The organism is Sphingomonas sp. BAUL-RG-20F-R05-02 (genome assembly GCF_022662305.1).
Lineage (GTDB): Bacteria > Pseudomonadota > Alphaproteobacteria > Sphingomonadales > Sphingomonadaceae > Sphingomonas.
On sequence record NZ_JAKNQH010000002.1, the window covers coordinates 77990 to 95817 of the forward strand.

General features: G+C 67.1%; 14 protein-coding genes and 1 pseudogene. 12 read left to right on the forward strand and 3 right to left on the reverse strand.

Going from position 1 to position 17828, the window contains the following annotated elements; all coding sequences use genetic code 11:
• Positions 1-143 precede the first annotated feature (143 nt).
• The 12 genes and pseudogenes from L8F97_RS05335 to L8F97_RS05390 all read left to right on the forward strand — a co-directional run bounded on the left by L8F97_RS05335 (position 144) and on the right by L8F97_RS05390 (position 15746).
• Complete coding sequence (locus tag L8F97_RS05335; RefSeq protein ID WP_242147301.1) at positions 144-1235, forward strand: putative urea ABC transporter substrate-binding protein; 1092 nt, start codon at positions 144-146, stop codon at positions 1233-1235.
• Positions 1236-1403: 168 nt separating this feature from the next.
• Positions 1404-2222, forward strand: coding sequence for an ABC transporter permease (locus L8F97_RS05340; RefSeq protein WP_242147302.1), 819 nt, complete (start codon positions 1404-1406; stop codon positions 2220-2222).
• Positions 2219-3010 (forward strand): ABC transporter ATP-binding protein, encoded by a 792-nt coding sequence (locus tag L8F97_RS05345; protein WP_242147304.1) that lies wholly within the window; start codon positions 2219-2221, stop codon positions 3008-3010. The genes L8F97_RS05340 and L8F97_RS05345 overlap by 4 nt, the downstream gene beginning before the upstream one ends.
• Positions 3007-3816, forward strand: coding sequence for an urea amidolyase associated protein UAAP1 (locus tag L8F97_RS05350; RefSeq protein WP_242147306.1), 810 nt, complete (start codon positions 3007-3009; stop codon positions 3814-3816). Before L8F97_RS05345 ends, L8F97_RS05350 begins: the two co-directional genes overlap by 4 nt.
• A gap of 16 nt (positions 3817-3832) precedes the next feature.
• Positions 3833-4456: an urea amidolyase associated protein UAAP2 gene (locus L8F97_RS05355; RefSeq protein WP_242147308.1), complete on the forward strand. Its 624-nt coding sequence runs from the start codon at positions 3833-3835 to the stop codon at positions 4454-4456.
• A complete protein-coding gene (gene uca, locus L8F97_RS05360; protein ID WP_242147310.1) occupies positions 4456-8061 on the forward strand; it encodes an urea carboxylase in 3606 nt (1201 codons plus the stop codon). Before L8F97_RS05355 ends, uca begins: the two co-directional genes overlap by 1 nt.
• Positions 8061-9845, forward strand: coding sequence for an allophanate hydrolase (gene atzF / locus L8F97_RS05365; RefSeq protein ID WP_242147312.1), 1785 nt, complete (start codon positions 8061-8063; stop codon positions 9843-9845). Before uca ends, atzF begins: the two co-directional genes overlap by 1 nt.
• Entirely contained in the window at positions 9842-11278 is a 1437-nt protein-coding gene (locus tag L8F97_RS05370; RefSeq protein WP_242147314.1) for a hybrid sensor histidine kinase/response regulator, read from the forward strand. The genes atzF and L8F97_RS05370 overlap by 4 nt, the downstream gene beginning before the upstream one ends.
• The gene (locus L8F97_RS05375) at positions 11265-12194 is read left to right on the forward strand and encodes a DNA-binding response regulator (protein WP_242147316.1); all 930 of its coding nucleotides are present in this window, start codon (positions 11265-11267) and stop codon (positions 12192-12194) included. The genes L8F97_RS05370 and L8F97_RS05375 overlap by 14 nt, the downstream gene beginning before the upstream one ends.
• A gap of 10 nt (positions 12195-12204) precedes the next feature.
• Positions 12205-13788 (forward strand): tetratricopeptide repeat-containing sulfotransferase family protein, encoded by a 1584-nt coding sequence (locus L8F97_RS05380; protein WP_242147318.1) that lies wholly within the window; start codon positions 12205-12207, stop codon positions 13786-13788.
• Between the two features lie 404 nt (positions 13789-14192).
• Positions 14193-14603, forward strand: a pseudogene (locus L8F97_RS22825) (sterol desaturase family protein); the annotation flags it as partial.
• 216 nt (positions 14604-14819) lie between these two features.
• Entirely contained in the window at positions 14820-15746 is a 927-nt protein-coding gene (locus tag L8F97_RS05390; protein WP_409929017.1) for a YncE family protein, read from the forward strand.
• 15 nt (positions 15747-15761) lie between these two features.
• Here the strand turns inward: L8F97_RS05390 and L8F97_RS05395 are convergent, their stop codons facing one another.
• The 3 genes from L8F97_RS05395 to L8F97_RS05405 form a co-directional block, all read right to left on the reverse strand.
• A complete protein-coding gene (locus L8F97_RS05395; RefSeq protein ID WP_242147319.1) occupies positions 15762-16694 on the reverse strand; it encodes an MBL fold metallo-hydrolase in 933 nt (310 codons plus the stop codon).
• Between the two features lie 91 nt (positions 16695-16785).
• Entirely contained in the window at positions 16786-17115 is a 330-nt protein-coding gene (locus L8F97_RS05400) for a UrcA family protein (RefSeq protein ID WP_242147321.1), read from the reverse strand.
• Positions 17116-17221: 106 nt separating this feature from the next.
• A complete protein-coding gene (locus tag L8F97_RS05405; RefSeq protein WP_242147323.1) occupies positions 17222-17620 on the reverse strand; it encodes a hypothetical protein in 399 nt (132 codons plus the stop codon).
• Between the last annotated feature and the right edge of the window lie 208 nt (positions 17621-17828).

Consider the following 17828-nt stretch of genomic DNA (forward strand, 5'->3'; position numbering starts at 1 on the left):
GCCTTTCATCATTATTTTGCGCCTTTATCGATGATGCCCAAGCCGCCAACATCGCCGACAAGGGTAATGTCTTGATGTTGCCGAACATCCTGGTGCGCGGGGCGCGACTTGGGGATCGGTAGCCGGACAGAAGGGAAGGCCGAATGATGCGTCGATCAGTGTTAGCGGGCGTTGCGGCAATCACCGTCGCGCTGTCGCTGAATGGGTGCAGCGGCAAACCGGCTGGTTCCACCGACGCGTCCGCCACGAAGAAGGACTTTGCGATCGGCTGGTCGATCTACACCGGCTGGATGCCTTGGCCCTATGCGCAGCAGGCCGGCATCGTGAAGAAGTGGGCCGACAAATACGGCATCAACATCCGCGTCGTGCAGGTCAACGATTATGTCGAATCGGTAAACCAATATGCCGCCGGCAAGCTGGACGGCGTCGTCTCGACCACGATGGATGCGCTCACCATCCCGGCGGCGGGCGGGAAGGACACGACGGTCCTGCTGATCGGTGATTATTCCAACGGCAACGACGGGGTCGTGCTCAAGAACGGCAAGAGCATGGCCGATATAAAGGGCCGCTCGGTCAAGCTCGTCGAACTGTCGGTGTCGCATTTCCTGCTCGCGCGCGGGCTGGAACTGAACGGCCTGAAGCTTTCCGACGTCAAGACCGTCAACACCGGTGACGCCGATATCGTCGGCGCCTTCGCCTCGCCAAGCGTAAACGCGGTCGCGACCTGGAACCCGCAGCTCGCCAGCGTCCGCGCCATGCCGGGCGCGACCGAGGTGTTCGACAGCTCGAAGATCCCGAACGAGATCCTCGACACGCTGAACGTCAGCTCCGAGACGCTCAGGGCCAACCCCAACCTCGGCAAGGCGCTGGCCGGCATCTGGTACGAGACGATGGCAATCATGACGCGCAACGACGCCACCGGACGCGCTGCGCGCGCAGCGATGGCGAAGGCGGCGGGGACGAGCGAGGCGAGCTTCGACGATCAGCTCAAGACGACGCACCTCTATGCGCAGGCAAAGGACGCGGTCGCCTATGCGCAGAACCCCGATCTCATCACCGTCACCGACCGGGTCCGCCGGTTCAGCTTCGCGCACGGCCTGTTCGGCCCGACCGCCAAGTCGGTCGACGCGATCGGCATTACCTTCCCCGGCGGCAAGGCGCTCGGCGACCCCAAGAACGTGAAGCTTCGGTTCGATCCGAGCTACATGAAACTGGCGGCGGACGGAAAGCTGTAAACGGGTTCAGATATCGGAGCGGGCGACACCGGAACACGCGTTCCGGTGGGTGGAGCCTCGTGCCGTTCGAGCAGGGATGGATGACGGAACCGAGATGCAAGTGTTGCCAGGACAGTCCTACAGCCTGACCGACGGGCGTTCGCGCACCGCCGCTGCGCGGTCCGCGCTGTGAGGCGGCTTGTCGACATTCGCCCGACGCGGGGCGCGCGGCTGCTGCTCGGCGCGCTGCCGATCGTCGTGTTGCTGCTCCTGTACCTGATCGCGTCGGAGGCGCGCCACGCCGACAATCCCGCCGACAAGGTGCTGCCGACCTTCTCCGCGATGGCGCAGGCGATTCACGGCTTCACCACCGATCGCGATCCCGCAACCGACCGCATCGTGCTGGTCGCGGATACGATCGCCAGCCTCTATCGGCTCGGCATCGGCCTCGCCATCGCGACCGGGACGGCGCTGATCCTCGGCCTGCTGCTCGGCGTCGTGCCACTGGCGCGCGCGATACTGGGTCCGGTGATCGCGGTCATCGCGGTCATCCCGCCGGTCGCGGTGCTGCCGATCCTGTTTATCGCGCTCGGTCTCGACGAGGCTTCCAAGATCGCGCTGATCGCGATCGGCATCGCTCCGTTCATGGTGCGCGACCTGACGAGCTTCACCGCCAACCTGCCCGCCGAGCAGTTCGCCAAGGCGCAGACGCTCGGCGCCAACAGTTGGCAGCTCGCCATTCGCGTCGCGCTGCCGCAATTGATGCCGCGTCTGATCGAGGCGCTGCGCCTGTCGATGGGGCCGGCGTGGGTGTTCCTGATCGCGGCGGAGGCGGTCGCTTCCGATGTCGGGCTCGGCTACCGCATCTTTCTGGTGCGGCGCTATTTCGCGATGGACATCATCCTTCCGTACGTCGCGTGGATTTCGCTGCTGGCGATCGCCGCCGATGCGCTGCTGCTGTGGATCAGCCGGCGCGGCTTCCCCTGGGCGCACGGAGGCGGTCGGTGAGCGCGCTTCTCGAACTCCGCAACGTCTGGGTCGAATATGGCGAGAAGGTCGTGCTGGAGCGCGTCGGCCTTCAGCTTGCCGAGGGGAGCTTCGTCGGCGTGGTCGGCCCGTCGGGCGCGGGCAAGAGCACGTTCCTCCGCCTGATCCTCGGCCAGGAAGCGCCGACGCGCGGTCAGGTGCTGCTCGACGGCACGCCGATGCGCGCGGAGTGCGGCCCCGATCGCGGCGTCGTGTTCCAGCGCTATTCGGTGTTCCCCCACCTCACTGCGCTGCGCAACGTAATGTTCGGCATCGAATGTGCGCAGGCGCCGTTCGCTGCCCGCCTGTTCGGGTCGAAGCGGCGCGACGCGCGCGACACGGCGGTCGAGATGCTCGCGGCGGTGGGCCTCGAACACAGTCTGGACGTGTACCCGGCGCAGATGTCGGGCGGCATGCAGCAACGGCTCGCGATCGCGCAGGCGCTGGTCAAGCATCCGCGCATCCTGTTGCTGGATGAGCCTTTCGGCGCGCTCGATCCCGGCATCCGGCTCGACATGCACGCGCTCATCACGCGGCTGTGGCAGGAACACGGGCTGACCATCGTGATGGTCACGCACGACATCGGCGAGGCGTTCAAGCTCGGCACCCGCGTGCTCGCCTTCGACAAGCGCCGGGTCGATCCGCACGCGCCGCACCGCTTCGGCGCGACCGTCACCTACGATCTGCCGCTCGACCGCAAGACCCTGCCGCCAGCGGCGCTGGTCGAGGCGCTCGGCGGCGCAGATTTGCCACAGAAAGACCTCGCATGACCACCAGCACCGCCGATCCGCACGGCGCCCGCGACCACGCCCGCGCGATGGCCGGCACCCGAGTCGATGCCATGCCCGTCCTGCCCCCGGCCGCCGACGACGCACCCGAAGGCGTGGTGTGGGAGGAGACGATCGCAGCGGGCGGCTATGCGTCTCGCCGGATCGCACGCGGCACGCGGCTGCGGCTGATCGACCTCGCCGGGGACGCCTGCGCCGCGATGCTGCTGTTCAACGCCGAGACCCCGACCGAGCGGCTCAACGTCGCCGATACGCTTAAGGTGCAGTGGAACGGCTATCTCGGCGCGGACCGGTTGCTGCTGTCCGACATGGGTCGGGTCATGATGACCATTCTGGAGGATGAGGCGGGCACGCACGACGCCTTTTGCGGCGCGTCCAACGAAGCTTCCAACGCGCGTACCTACGGCGAAGGCAAGAATTATGGCGCGCACCCGAATGCACGCGACCGCTTCATGCTTGGCGTGGCCAAGCACGGCCTCGGCCGCAAGGACGTCCACCCGTGCGTCACCTGGTTCAAGGGCGTGCGCATCGCGGAGGACGGCACCACCGAACCCGATCTCGGCCCGTTCGTGCCGGGTCGCGCGCTGCTGCTGCGTGCGGAGATGGAGCTGATCGTGGTGATCGCCAATTGCCCACACGTACTCGACGCACGGCCCGACTTCACCGTCACGCCGCTGCGCGCGACCGCGTGGCGCGGCGTACCGGCGGCGGAGGATGACGCGATCCGCACCGCCACGCCCGAAGGGCTCCGTGCCTTTCTCAACACCGAAGACCTTTATCGGCGCTGAAGAGATGATGACCGACATGACCACATCCGACCTCCCCGGCACGATCCGCCATGACGAGACCGTGCCCGCCCGCGCGCCGTGGATGCACCGCGTGCAGGCCGGCGAAACGCTGCGCATCATCGATCTCGAAGGCAATCAGGCGGTCGATTTCCTGATGTACGCCGCCGCCGACGATGCCGAGCGCTACAGCGCGCAGGACACGATCGCCGCACAGCGCAACATTTTCCTGCGCGCGGGCGCGGTACTCCTGTCCAACGAAGGCCGGCCGATGATGACGATCACCGGCACCAATGTCGCCTATCACGATACGATCGGCGGCGCCTGTTCGTGTGAATCGAACACGCTGCGCTACGGCCATCACACCAAGGCGCAACATAGCTGCGTCGACAACTTCCTCGACGCCAACGTGCGCGCCGGTCGCGGCAAGCGCGACATGGTCTCGAACATCAACTTCTTCATGAACGTGCCGGTGGAGGCGGACGGCACGCTCGGTATCGTCGACGGCATCTCCGCGCCCGGCCTGACGGTGGACCTGCGTGCCGAGATGGACGTGATGGTGGTCGTCTCCAACTGTCCGCAGATCAACAATCCCTGCAACGGCTTCAACCCGACGCCGGTGCGCATGCTGGTGGCGGCGTGATGTTCGGCAAGGTCCTTATCGCCAATCGCGGCGCGATAGCGTGCCGCATCATCCGCACGCTGAAGGAGATGGGCGTCGGCTCGGTCGCGGTGTTCAGCGACGCCGATGCCGGCTCCGCGCACGTCGCGCAGGCTGACGAGGCGGTTCGCATCGGCCCGGCGCCGGCGGCGGAGAGCTACCTCAACGTCGATGCAATCCTGGCGGCGGCGGAGGCGACCGGCGCGGAGGCGATCCACCCGGGCTACGGCTTCCTGTCCGAGAACACCGCCTTCGCGGAGGCATGCGCCGCGCGCGGCATCGCCTTTATCGGACCGACGCCCGACAACATCCGCGCGTTCGGGCTGAAGCACACCGCGCGAGACCTCGCCGCCGCACAGGGCGTACCGCTCGCGCCCGGCACCGACCTGCTGCGCGATGAGGCGGCGGCGATCGAAGCGGCGGCGCGGATCGGCTATCCGATAATCCTGAAGGCGACCGCCGGCGGCGGCGGCATCGGCATGAAGGTCTGCAACGACGAAGCCGATATCCGCGAGGGCTTCGCCACCGTCGCGCGGCTCGGCGCCGGCAATTTCGGCGATGGCGGCGTGTTCCTGGAGCGCTATGTCGCGCGCGCCCGCCATATCGAGGTGCAGGTGTTCGGCGACGGCGCTGGCCATGTAGTCGCGCTCGGCGAACGCGACTGCTCGCTCCAGCGGCGCAATCAGAAGGTGGTCGAGGAGACCCCCGCCCCGCGGCTTTCCGCCGCCACACGTCAGGCGTTGATCGACGCCGCCGTTCGCCTCACCGCCGCCGCCAAGTACCAGTCGGCTGGCACGGTTGAGTTCCTTTACGACGCCGAGCGCGACGACTTCTTCTTCCTGGAGGTCAACACCCGGCTCCAGGTCGAGCATGGCGTGACCGAACAGGTGACCGGCGTCGACCTCGTCTCGTGGATGGTGCGGGGCGCGGCTGGGGATTTCTCGTTCCTCGATGGCTTTGCCGCCGCGCCCGAAGGCGCCTCGATCCAGGTGCGCCTCTATGCGGAAGATCCCGCGCAGGATTACCGGCCAAGTTCGGGCAAGCTTGTCGGCGTATTGTTCCCCGATGGCCCACGCGTCGACAGCTGGATCGCCGCCGGCACCGAGGTTTCCGCATGGTACGATCCGATGCTGGCCAAGCTGATCGTCACCGCTCCGACCCGCGAGGCCGCGGTCACGGCCATGCAGGACGCGCTCGACAACACCGCGATCGCGGGGATCGAGACCAACCTCGACTGGCTGCGCACCGTCGTGCGCGCGCCCGCCTTCACCAGCGGACAGGTTTCGACCCGCGCGCTGGCGGACATTCCTTATACACCACGCTCGATCCGGGTGCTGGCGGGCGGCGCATCGACGACCGTGCAGGATTACCCCGGTCGGCTCGGCCTGTGGGATGTGGGCGTGCCGCCGTCCGGCCCGATGGATGCGTTGGCCTTCCGGCTCGGCAACCGGCTGATCGGCAACGACGAAGGCACCGCTGGCCTCGAGATCACCGCCGCCGGCCCGACCTTGCTGTTCAACACGGCCGCGCGCGTCTGCCTCACCGGTGCGGACTTCGCCGCGACGCTCGATGGTCAGCCCGTTCGCTGCTATGAACCGATCGAGATCGCCGCGGGCCAGACGCTCAAGATCGGCCGTGTCACCGGTGGCGGTATGCGCGGCTATATCTTGGTCGCCGGGGGTCTCGACGTGCCGCTGTTCCTCGGCAGCCGCAGCGCCTTCACGCTCGGTGAGTTCGGTGGCCATGCCGGGCGCGCGGTGATGACCGGCGATACGCTGCACCTCGCCCGTACCGCTCCGCCAGCGCCGTCCACGACGACGTTGGCCGCCGCCGACCAGCCCGCGATCACGCGCGAATGGACGCTCGCGGTGCTGTACGGTCCGCACGGCGCGCCGGATTTCTTCACGCCCGACGACATCGCCATGCTGCTCGAAACCGCGTGGAAGGTGCATTACAACTCCAACCGCACCGGCGTCCGCCTGCTCGGCCCCAAGCCGCAATGGGCGCGCAAGGATGGCGGCGAGGCCGGGCTGCATCCCTCCAACATCCACGACAACGCCTATGCGATTGGCGCGGTAGACTTCACCGGCGACATGCCGATCATCCTCGGGCCGGACGGGCCATCGCTTGGCGGCTTCGTCTGCCCGTTCGTGGTGGCGCAGGCCGATCTGTGGAAGGTCGGCCAGCTCGCGCCGGGCGACAGCGTGCGCTTCATGGCGATCGACAACCCGACGGCGGTGGCGGCGGAGCAGGCGCAGGACCAGCTCGTCGCAACCCTGACCGGTGCACCCGTGACCGCAGCAGGCGAAGACCTCGGCTCCCCAATCCTGCGCGCGATCGCCGCACAGGGCGTGCGCCCGGCGGTGACCTACCGCCAGCAGGGCGACCGCAACCTGCTGGTCGAATACGGCCCGATCGTGCTCGATCTCGAACTGCGGCTGCGCGTCCATGCGCTGATGCTGGAAGTCGAGAAAGCGGCCCTCAGCGGCATCATCGACGTGACGCCGGGTATCCGTTCGCTCCAGATCCACTACGACAGCCAGCAGCTCTCGCAGGCCGCGTTGCTCGATGCACTGGCGGCGGCGGAGGAGCGGCTTGGCGGCCTCGACGATTTCGAGATCACGTCGCGCGTAGTACACCTGCCGCTGTCGTGGAAAGACCCGGCGATCTACCAGACGATCGACAAGTACATGGAGGCGGTGCGCGACGACGCGCCGTGGTGCCCGGACAATATCGAGTTCATCCGCCGGGTGAACGGCCTCGACAGCATCGACGACGTACAGCGCATCGTATTTGACGCGGAATATCTGGTGATGGGCCTCGGCGACGTCTATCTGGGTGCGCCGGTGGCGACGCCGATCGATCCGCGTCACCGCCTCGTCACCACCAAATACAATCCGGCGCGCACCTGGACGCCACCCAACGTCGTCGGCATCGGCGGTGCGTATATGTGCATCTACGGCATGGAAGGCCCGGGCGGTTACCAGTTGTTCGGGCGCACCATCCAGGTGTGGAACGCGTGGCGGCAGACCGAGGCGTTCCGAGACGGCAAGCCGTGGCTGCTGCGCTTCTTCGATCGCGTGCGCTTCTTCCCGGTCAGCCACGAAGAACTGACCGAGTGGCGGCGCGATTTCCCGCTCGGCCGACGTGCAATCCGTATCGAGGAGGAGGTGTTCCGCCTCTCCGAATACCGCGCCTTCCTCGCCGAAAACGCAGAGTCGATCGCTGCGTTTCAGACACAGCGTCAGGCGGCGTTTGACCATGAACGTGCCGAGTGGGAACGGAGCGGCGAGTTCGACCGCATCGCCGCCCTCACCGAAGAAGCCGACGGTGGTGCCGCCGCAGCGGAGATCGACCTGCCGGAAGGCTGCGAACTGGTTGAGGCGCCGTTCGGCGGCAGCCTGTGGAAACTGCTGGTCAGCGAAGGCGCAAGCGTAACGGCCGGCGACACCATCGCGATTATCGAGGCGATGAAGATGGAATCACCGGTGACGAGCCCGGTGAGCGGCATCGTGCGGCGGATCTACGCGCAGGAACGCCAGCCGCTCGCGCCGGGTGGCGCGATGCTTGCGGTGGAGGTGGCGTGATGGACCTGCCGTTCGACGCCACCGCGATTGCCGCCGCCGTCTCGTCGCGCGAAACCAGCGCCGTAGCCGTCGCGCGCGAGGCGCTTGCCCGCATCCGCGACTATGCAGCCATACAGCCTGCGGTGTGGATCACACGCCTCGCCGACGAGGTGGTGCTCGCAGCCGCCGCGCGGGTCGATGCGCGGATCGCGGCGGGCGAGGTGCTGCCGCTGGCGGGGGTCCCGTTTGCGATCAAGGACAATATCGACCTCGCCGATACGCCGACCACCGCCGCTTGCCCCAACTTTGCGTACACGCCCGCCACCTCCGCAGCGGTGGTGGAACGCCTGATTGCAGCCGGGGCGGTGGCGATGGGCAAGACCAACCTCGACCAGTTCGCGACCGGGTTGAACGGCACGCGCAGCCCCTATGGCGCACCGGCCTGCGTGTTCAACCGCGCCTATGTCAGCGGCGGGTCGAGTTCGGGTTCTGCCGTCGCGGTGGCAGCCGGGCTGGTGGCGTTCGCGCTCGGAACCGATACGGCGGGATCGGGGCGCGTACCCGCTGCCTTCAACGGTCTGATCGGCATGAAGCCCACCAAGGGCCGCTGGAGCACCACCGGACTGGTGCCGGCGTGTCGTACGATCGACTGCATCACCGTGCTCACCCAGACGATCGCCGACGCGCGCGCCGTCGATGCGGCCGTCGCCGGCTTCGACACCACCGATCCATATTCGCGACACCGCGAAGACCATCCGGCGCGCGGCGCGCGGATCGGCGTGCCCAAGCCCGATCAGCGCCTGTTCCTTGGCGATGCGGCGGCCGAGCGGCTGTACGATCAGGCACTGGCGACGCTGGGCACTGGTGGCGCCGATCTGGTCGAGATCGACATGACGCCGCTGCGCGAGGCGGCGATGCTGCTCTACGGTGGCCCATGGGTGGCGGAGCGTACCGCCGCCGCCCTCCCGCTGCTCGACGAACGGCCGGAGGCGATCGACCCGACCGTGCGCGCGATCATGGAAGACGGCCGCTCGGTGAGCGGTGTGGCGGTCTTCGAAGGGCAATATCGGCTGGCCGAACTCCAGCGCATCGCCGAAACCATGTGGCAGAACATCGACCTGCTCGCGCTGCCGACCACGCCGACGATCTACCGCATCGCCGAAATGCGGGCGGCACCGATCGCGCTAAACAGCAACCTCGGCCTCTACACCAACTTCGTCAATCTACTCGACATGGCCGCGCTCGCACTGCCCGCCGGCTGGCGCGACAATGCCACCGGCTTCGGCATTACGCTGATCGCGCCGGCCTGGACCGACCACGCGCTGCTCGATGCGGGTGAAGCGTATCTCGCCGCGGCGGCCCTTCCCCCACCACCTCCCCTGCACCTAGAGGAACCGTTTATGGACACCGTGAAGCTCGCCGTCGTCGGCGCCCATCTCGAAGGTATGCCGCTGCATTGGCAGTTGACCTCGCGCGAGGCGCGTCTCGTCGCCACGACCACGACCGCGTCGAACTACCGCCTGTACGCGATCGCCAATTCCACTCCGCCCAAGCCCGCACTGATCCATTCCGCAGACGGCGCCGCCATTGCGGTGGAGGTCTACGAACTCGACGTGGCGGCGTTCGGCAGCTTCGTCGTCGAAGTGCCCGCGCCGCTCGCGATCGGGTCGGTCACGCTTGCCGACGGCAGCGTCGTCAAGGGCTTCGTCGCCGAACCTCGCGCTACCGACGGCGCCGAGGATATCACCGCGCTTGGTGGCTGGCGCGCGTATATCGCATCGCTTGCGCGGCCGGGCGGATCATGATCGCCCGCGACGACAAGGATTGCGAACGTGCGCCGGACGTCGCCGAACTCCAGCGCGCGAAGGCCTCGGCCGAAGCGGCGAACGAGGCGAAGACCCGCTACCTTGTCGCGGTGAGCCACGAAATCCGCTCGCCGCTCAACGTCATCTACGGCTATGCGCAACTGCTGGAACGCGATGACACGATTTCCGGCGCGGAGGCAGGCACGATCATTCGCCGCTCCGCCGAACACGTCACCAATCTGGTCGAGGGGCTGCTGGAAATCTCGCGGATCGAGAGCGGCATGCTGACGATCCGGTCGGACGTGTTCGACGTGCGCAGCCTGCTCGGCCATGTCGTCGACATGTTTCGCAGCCAGGCCGCCGCCAAGGGTCTCGACTTCAAGCTGATCATCGAGGATCGACTGCCCGACTGCGTGAAGTCGGATGAGAAGCGGTTCCGGCAGATCCTCATCAATCTCGTATCGAACGCGATCAAATACACGCAGACGGGCGGCATCACCATCACCGTGCGCTACCGTAGCCAGGTCGCCGACATCGCGGTCAGCGATACCGGCATCGGCATCGCCGCCGACGATCTGGACCGCGTGTTCGAGCCGTTCGATCGCGGCAGTTCGGCCGAGGCGCAGCGGCAACCCGGCATCGGGCTGGGGCTGGCGATCACCCGCGTCCTCGCCAGCGTGCTTGGCGGCGACATCGCCGTCACCAGCACGCCGGGTGTCGGCAGCGTCTTCCGGTTCCGGACGATGCTGCCCGCGCCCGCAAGCGCGGCGCGGTCGCCGGCGAAGGGTGGCCGGATTACCGGTTATCAGGGCGCGCGGCGTAGCGTGCTGGTGATCGACGACGACCCTGCGCAGCGCACGATCCTGCAATCGCTGCTAGGTCCGCTCGGCTTCGGCGTGCAGGTCGCGAGTGATGGGCCTGAGGGTATCGCACTTGCCGCAGCGGGTGCGCCGGACATCGTACTGCTCGACATCCAGATGCCCGGCATGAACGGGTGGGAGGCCGCGGCCCGGCTCCGCGCCGCGCATGGCCCGGGGCTGCGGATCGTGATGGTTTCCGCCGACGCGCATGAGTTTCGTGCCGGCGGTGACGGGCGCAGCAATCACGACGCCTTCGTCACCAAGCCCGTCGAGCTCGACGCGCTGGTGGCGGTGATCGGCACGCAGCTTGATCTTCGCTGGGAGGAAACCGAGGTCGCGGTTGTCGCGGACGCACCTGCACCCGCGCCCTCGGCGCCAGCGGACGCGGCGCCCTTCCTTCAGCAGTTGCGTGATCTGGCCGAAGTCGGGCACATTCGCGGCATGGAGAGTGCCCTAGCCGACCTGGAGCGCGCCGTTCCGGCTGCCGCTCAACTGGTGGCGTTACTACGCCGGCACCTTGGCGACTTCGACCTGCGCGGCCTCGTGAAAACGATCGACGATGCCGCGCGCTGAACCCGCCGACACGACGCGGCCGGTGATCCTGGTCGTCGACGACGCGCCGGAGGCGCTGCGGTTCCTGACCAGCACGCTGGAGGGGGCCGGCATGACCGTGCTCATCGCGATCGACGGGCTCGCCGCGATTGCGCTGATGAAGAACGTCACGCCCGATCTCATCCTGATGGACGCGGTGATGCCGAACCTCGACGGGTTCGAGACAACGCAGCGGATCAAGGCCAGTCCGGCGCACCAGCATCTGCCGATCATCTTCATGACCGGCCTGACCGAGTCCGAACATGTCGTGCGTGGGCTGAATGCCGGCGCGATTGATTTCGTCAGCAAGCCGATCGTGATCGACGAGTTGCTGGCGCGCATTCGTGTCCACCTCGCCACCTCCCGCGTCGCGCACGGCAGCCAGCTCGCGCTCGACATGAGCGGGCGACCGGCGCTGGCGGTCGACGGCGCGGGCGAGCCGCACTGGCTGACCCCGGCCGCGAGCGAAATGCTGGAGCGGTTGTTTCCGGATTGGTGCGCCACGTCCGGTGGGCTACCCGATCCGTTTCTGGCCGCGCTGCGACGGTTGCAGGCGAGCGCACCGACGCCGGGCGCGCGTCTGGCGGTCGAAGTCGGTGAGCGCACGCTCGAAGCGGGTCTGCTGCGCTGCACCGCCGCCGGCCAATGGGTGTTCCGCCTGTCCGAACGTCACGAGGGCGAGGAGAAGCAACTGCTCGCCGCGCAGCACGGCCTCACCTCGCGTGAGGCGGAGGTGCTGCTGTGGATCAGCCGCGGCAAGCAGAACCGCGAAGTCAGCGAAATCCTGCAGATCAGCCCGCGCACCGTGAACAAGCATCTCGAGCAGATCTTCGAGAAGATGGGCGTGGAGAACCGCGCCTCCGCCACCGCGATCGCCGTCACGACGCTGGCGCGATGAGGCAGCGCGGATGACGCTGCCCGCGCAGGCGCACCCGCACGGCGCGGCTATCCGGCTGATGCTCGCACGGGGCGATCACCACGCCGCCTTCGCTGCCGCCGACCAGTGGCGCAACGCCGCGCCAGCGGATGCCGAGGCGCATTTCCTCGCCGGGATCAGCGCCGCCCTGCTCGGCAAGGTGACGGCCGCCATCGTCATGATCGAAGCAGCCGTGACGCGGCAGGCTGACGGCGAATATCACGCGCAACTTGCGCGCCTCTACACGCTGGTACGCCGCGATCGGGATGCGGCACGGTCGCTCGCCGTCGCCGAGCTGTCGCCGCCCGGCGATGCGCTCGGGCGCGATACGATGGGGTGCGTTTATGCGCGGCTGGGCGATCATGCCGCATCATTGCCGCACTTCGACGCGGCGGTGCGGCTCGCGCCCGCGAACACCGCATTCCGCTACAACCAGGCCGCGGCGCTGAGTTTCGTCGGTCGGCAGGAGGCGGCGGAAGCGGCGCTGGAGGCGTTGCTCGCGCTGACGCCGGAGGATGCCCGCGCGCACCACCTGCTCGCCGGCCTGCGTCGGCAAACGCCCGAGCGCAATCATGTCGAGCGGCTGTCGCACGCCCGCGAGGCCGCACGTGCGCCCAATGATCGGCTATTGCTTGGCTACGCGCTCGCCAAGGAGATCGACGATCTCGCCGATCCACACGCCGCGCTTGCGGTCCTGGTCGAAACCAACGCCGAACATCGCGCCACCCTGCCCTATCGCTTTGCCGATGATGCCGCGAATTTCGATGCCATCGAAAGCTGTTGGCCACGCATCGCCGAGGCGCGCGTGAACGATGCGCCGTCCGCCGCGCCGATCTTTATTACCGGCATGCCGCGCACCGGCACCACTCTGGTCGATCGTATCCTCTCCTCGCACCCGCATGTCGAGAGCGCGGGCGAGCTTCAGGCCATGCCGCTCGCGGTCAAGCTCGCCGCCGGCACGCGCAGCCGGACGGTTCTCGACCCGGACACGATCGCTGCGCTGGCGACCGCCGATCTGAGCGCGATCGGGCGCGACTATCTTGGTCGCGCCGCGGCGCATGTCGGTGGGGTGAAGCCACGCTTCGTCGACAAGTTCCCCGGCAACTTCCTGTACGCGGGCGTAATTGCGCGGGCGCTGCCGAACGCGACGATCATATGCCTGCGCCGCAACCCCATGGACACCATCCTCGCGAACTTTCGCAATCTGTTCGCGATCGGCTCGCGCTATTACGATTACAGTTATGACCTGCTCGATATCGCCGCATATTATCACCGTTTTGACCGGCTGATGACACTCTGGCGGGAGGCGCTGCCCGGCCGCATCCTAGAACTCGACTATGAAGCACTGGTATCCGAGCAGACGCGGGAAACCGCCCGCCTGCTCGACCATTGCGGCCTCGGCTGGTCCGACGCCTGCCTCGACTTCCACATCAACAGCGCCCCCGTTTCGACGCCAAGCGCCGCGCAGGTGCGCCGCCCGCTCTACAAGGACGCGGTGGATCGCTGGCGGCGCCACACCGATGCGCTGGCGCCGGCGCGCGACTTTCTCGCCGCGCGCGGGATCGTGGTGGATTGATCCGCCCGCCGGGTACGTCATTCGCACACCTGCGGCCGCCGATCACGCCCGCTACCGTACCTGATGACGATCATGGGTACACTGCGATGAAGAAAATCCTGCTGAGCTATGTCCAGCCGATCATGGTGCTGGGTATTCTGCTGTTCTGGGCGATAGGTCCGGCTGCGTGGATCAAAAGCTCCTGGTCCGTCGTCGTGGCGACACTGCTGACGACTGCGTTCATCCAGGCTCTGGAGTGGGTGAACGAGCGCCATTCGAGCTGGCGCCTGACCAAACGTGAGTTCTTCACCGACGTTTTCTACGTCACGCTCAGCTATACCGTCATCTCCTGGCTGACCGCAAAGCTCGCCGACGAGCCGCTGGGTATGGTGAAACAGTCGCTCGGCATCTCCACCGCGTGGGCGATGCACCTGCCGTTCGTAGTTCAGGTCGCGCTGGTGATCGTCCTGGTCGAGTTCGGGCAATACTGGATGCACCGGCTTATGCACAATCAGGCGTTCTTCTGGTCGACCCATGCGCCGCACCATCACATCACCCAGCTCAATGCGATGAAGGGCGCGGTCGGCAACCCGATCGAGCTCTTCCTCATCAGCCTGAGCGTGGTCGCCGTATTCGATCTGCCGCAAGCCGCCGTCTTCTGCGCGATCAACATCCTCGCGGTGATCTCGACCTTCGCGCATGCCAACACCCGCTTCGATCCGCCGCGCTGGTACGCGTTCGTGTTTACCACCATCCAGCATCACAGCCTGCACCATTCGACCGGCTATGAACAAACGCGCTCGAACTATGGCAATTCGCTGATCCTGCTCGACCGGATTTTCGGCACCTATAGCGACGGCGAGGCGGAACTGGTCGGTCAGGACGATCGTCGCCGTCTGTCGATCCCCGAGCAGTTTCTGTTCCCGGCGCAACCGCTCGTCGGGCGACTGAAGGCGCGGCGCCGGCGCGAGGGCGTTACTAAAGTCGCGGGCTGGTCCACTCATTGGATCCCGCGAGATACCCGTACGCAGGAGCGCAGATTGACGCGATTGATGAAGACAATGACCTGGCTTGCCGTAGCCCTCGGCACGGGCACCGCGCAGGCCGGCGCACCGGCGACTCCGACCGAACAAGTGCAGACCGTGCCCGGCTTTGCCGATTTCCTCGCGGTGGATGGCGATACTATATGGGCGACCAATGTCGGCCGGGTCGAGCAATGGTCGCGCCACGGCAAACGCGCGGAGGTCGCCGTGGCGCACCCCTGTGGCGCGATGGCGGTCGCGTACCGTTCCTTGTGGGTGGCGAATTGCAAGGATCAGACGCTCGATCGTATCGACCTGAAGAGCGCCCGGATCACTGCCGTCATCCCGACCGGGATCGCCAATCCGAAGGGCGAACTGAACGTCGTCGCAGGTGCGGGGTCGATCTGGGTGGCGAGCGACGCGAAAGGCACGATCGCGCGCGTCGATCCCGCCACCAACCGCGTTACCGCGTCGGTGCAGACCAATCCCGATGCCTTTTACCTGGCGTTCGGGCTCGGCTCATTGTGGGCGGTCAGCGGCACGCAACAGACCCTCCAGAAGATCGACCCCGCCAGCAACCGCGTCGTCACGACGACGCCGCTTGGCCGCGAACCGGGCTTCCTCGTCGCGGGCGAAGGCGCGGTGTGGGTGCAGGAACAGGGCGACGGCACGCTGGCGCGGGTCGATCCGGTCAGCGGCGCGGTGTCCGGCCGTGTCAAGGTCGACGAGACGTTGAAATACGGCGATATCGATGCGGGCGGCGGCAAGGTCTGGCTGCGTACCACCGCCGGGCAAACGTTCGTCGTGGTCGATCCCGCGTCGTTGGCGATCAAGGCACGGGTCGGCACGGCAGCTGGCAGCGGGGCGCTCCGCTACACGCGGGCGGGCGTGTGGACCACCGCGCATAACGCGCACACGCTGTCATGGTGGCCCGACCCTGCCGCGATCGGTCGCTGATCTATCAAACGCGCTTCAGTTTGGTCGCGGTGCCACGGGATAGACGATGAAGTCGGCATGGCGGTCGATTGTCGGTGGCGATTTGGCCGCCGCAACTGCCTTATCCAGTTCCGCGATCGCTGACGGGGCAAGCGCCAGCCCGTGTTCGGCGGGATGCGCGGGCGCCTCCATCGGGTAATCCTGCCCCGGCGTGGTTGTCATCTCGATATGCGCGCCGAGCAGCGCACGGATCGGATGATCCTTGGCGAACGCCGCGAGCCGGTCCGCGCTGGCGTGGAACGCATCGAAACGGTTGAGCGGTACGTACAACCGGCCCGGATACAGCATGTCGCCGGAGAACAGCAGCCGGGTACGCGCATCATAGACCATGATGTGCGCCGGCTCATGGCCAGGCGTCGGCACGATATCGAGGACGCGACCGCCGAGATCGTAATGACCGATCTGGCGGGGCCAATCCTGTATCCCGAAGAACGCGGCGACCTGCTCCGGCGTCAGCCCGACCACATCGGTGTCGGGTCGGTCGCGGAACTCGGCATCGCCGCCATGATGATCGCCGTGGCCATGCGAATGCGCCACGATCAGGCGGACGGGGCGATCACCATGACGCGCGCGCCAGTCCGCCACCAGCCGGTCGATCGTCGGCCGAATCGCCAGCCCGCCCGCGCCGCTGTCGATCAGCAGCGCACGGTCGCGTCCGAACAGCAGGTACAGGAACGGCGCCTCGAAGTTGGTCTTGACCGACTGGCGGATCACGAAGGTATCCGCGTCGATGCGCTGTACCTGCGTTTCCGGCTCGTGCGGCGTTGTGCCGTCGATCCAATGCGCAAATCGTGGTCCGACGCTGGCCGGGGCAGCACCAGCGATGGCGAGGGTGGCAGCGACGAGGACACCGCAACGAAAAACGGCGGCAACGCGGCCGCCGTTTTCTACGAGGTTGAGTAATTTCATGCGCAGACCATACGGTCGGGCATATTCATCGCCATACGCCGTTTGACGGAGCCGCTCGCAAGCAATGCTGGCAGCGGCTCCGGTCCAGGCGTCATCGCATCGCCAGTTGCGTACCGCCAGCGGGCGCGCGCGCCGCCGTCGCTGCGCCAATACGGGTACGGATACCGGCGATCACGTCCGCGCGGCATTCCCGCGCCTGTGCGCCGAGCGCAAGATGGATCCAACTCATGCCCTCGCCGCACACCGCATTCGCCGCCTGGTCCATGCGGATCGCAAGGCGCTGCTGCCCCTCTACGCTGGTCAGATCGATGCCGCGCAGGTTGAGCACGGCGGTGTCGGCGGAAAACGGGTTAGCGCCGGGTGCGGCGACGGCGGGCGATACCGCCAGAAGTGCGGCACATGCCGCCAGTGCGAGCTTCATCATCATCTCCTGCAAACGCTGCCCATCGCTCTCTGGCGATCAGGTGGACGTTATGTAGGAGTGGCCCGGCACGATCACAAGCGTGGGCGGAGCGGGAGTGCGGACGTCAGCGGCCGCTCACCACCAGCGACGCAAGCTCAACGTGCGACCCAAGTGAACCGGGGGGGAGCGGCACGCTTTGTATGCGCTCGGTACCCGCTGCCGCATCAGCGAGTGTTACCCGCAGCGCATAGCCGCGCGCGATGGGCCATGTCCGCGCGGTCGCAAGAGGGACCGTCGCCCGCCAGTCCCGCCCGCCCTCGACGGCAAGTTCGCGCCCGCCGACGCTGACCGCCGTCGTCGCGTCCGACCGGTGCCCGGACAGGCGCAGGCAGGTGTCCGCCCCGCAATGCACCAGCCGCGCCTGCGCGGCGCTCTCCGCCTCCACCGGTACCGCGAACACCACCAGCCCGCAGATCAAGGCGGCAGCTTTTGCGACTGCGGACACAGGAGCGTTGGTGACCATGATCGTCGGCTACCGCATGCCATGTCATAACGGCATCCGCCGTTTGACGTAGGCGCTGCCGATCACCCGCCGCTTACGTCAAACGCCCCATGTCGGTTTGGCCATAATACCCACACTCTCAAGGAACGCGCATGGGCCCGGACGAGGTGCCGGCGCGACGCAATAAGATCGCGCAGGAGCGACAGCGTTAGACAGTATCATGGGGGCT

Bases quoted from the DNA above. Each gene is read 5' to 3' on its own strand.
- L8F97_RS05355 (WP_242147308.1), top strand. From the start codon at position 3,833: ATGACCACATCCGACCTCCCCGGCACGATCCGCCATGACGAGACCGTG.
- L8F97_RS05335 (WP_242147301.1), top strand. From the start codon at position 144: ATGATGCGTCGATCAGTGTTAGCGGGCGTTGCGGCAATCACCGTCGCG.
- L8F97_RS05350 (WP_242147306.1), top strand. From the start codon at position 3,007: ATGACCACCAGCACCGCCGATCCGCACGGCGCCCGCGACCACGCCCGC.
- L8F97_RS05380 (WP_242147318.1), top strand. From the start codon at position 12,205: ATGACGCTGCCCGCGCAGGCGCACCCGCACGGCGCGGCTATCCGGCTG.
- atzF (WP_242147312.1), top strand. From the start codon at position 8,061: ATGGACCTGCCGTTCGACGCCACCGCGATTGCCGCCGCCGTCTCGTCG.
- L8F97_RS05370 (WP_242147314.1), top strand. From the start codon at position 9,842: ATGATCGCCCGCGACGACAAGGATTGCGAACGTGCGCCGGACGTCGCC.
- L8F97_RS05400 (WP_242147321.1), bottom strand. From the start codon at position 17,115: ATGAAGCTCGCACTGGCGGCATGTGCCGCACTTCTGGCGGTATCGCCC.
- L8F97_RS05405 (WP_242147323.1), bottom strand. From the start codon at position 17,620: ATGGTCACCAACGCTCCTGTGTCCGCAGTCGCAAAAGCTGCCGCCTTG.
- uca (WP_242147310.1), top strand. From the start codon at position 4,456: ATGTTCGGCAAGGTCCTTATCGCCAATCGCGGCGCGATAGCGTGCCGC.
- L8F97_RS05395 (WP_242147319.1), bottom strand. From the start codon at position 16,694: ATGAAATTACTCAACCTCGTAGAAAACGGCGGCCGCGTTGCCGCCGTT.
- L8F97_RS05390 (WP_409929017.1), top strand. From the start codon at position 14,820: ATGAAGACAATGACCTGGCTTGCCGTAGCCCTCGGCACGGGCACCGCG.
- L8F97_RS05375 (WP_242147316.1), top strand. From the start codon at position 11,265: ATGCCGCGCGCTGAACCCGCCGACACGACGCGGCCGGTGATCCTGGTC.